Raw genomic sequence first — 664 nt, 5'->3', positions numbered from 1 at the left:
TGCTACTTTACGGATTCAGAAAAGATAGTCAAACAAAAATCTTTCATTTTCTGTTTGTTTGCTTTTTTTTAAATCAATCAGATGAAAATTCGATCCAATTGCGTATTTATTGATTCTTCCCCAAACACATTCATCCGATAAACGAACTAAAAATAAAGCGGCGAATTCGCCGCTTTAGGTCATCAACCGTTACTTACGCGCTTGAGTAAACGTCCCACAACGTTTGGATGGTAAGACCAAGTATGATCAAACATCGACATTAACGCAGGGTTTCCGTACTTAGATAAACTGATCGCATGGAAGCGGTTTTTCTTCGCTTTAAGCGCATCCACTTTTGCCAACAACTCATCTTGCTGTTTTGGCGCAATAAAATCAGAAATTACCACCATGTCGGCGTTTTTGTATTTATCTCCACTCATCAAATCGATGGATTTGATAAGCGTTGGCTCCAAATCTGTACCACCATGGAAACTGTACGTTAAGAAATCCGCCGCCTCACGCAAACCATCTTGTTTGGTGAGCTCGTAAGTAATGTGTTCAGTAGAGAAAATGATCACGTAACAATCGCGCTGTTCGGCCAGTGCAATCTGCATTAACGCATACGCCATCGCTTTTGCGCACTGCCCAGGGAAACCACTCATCGAGCCAGAGGCATCCACACAGA

At 42.0% G+C, this 664-nt stretch carries 1 protein-coding gene; it reads right to left on the bottom strand.

Features of this window, described 5'->3' with window-relative positions; all coding sequences use genetic code 11:
* Positions 1–182: 182 nt before the first annotated feature.
* Positions 183–664: VWA domain-containing protein (locus tag R7Z47_RS25115; RefSeq protein WP_318130798.1), on the bottom strand; the 482-nt coding region annotated here is incomplete at its 5' end.

Source organism: Vibrio sp. 1641 (genome assembly GCF_033339995.1).
Taxonomy (GTDB): domain Bacteria; phylum Pseudomonadota; class Gammaproteobacteria; order Enterobacterales; family Vibrionaceae; genus Vibrio; species Vibrio alginolyticus.
This window is presented reverse-complemented; position numbering and strand designations above follow the sequence as displayed.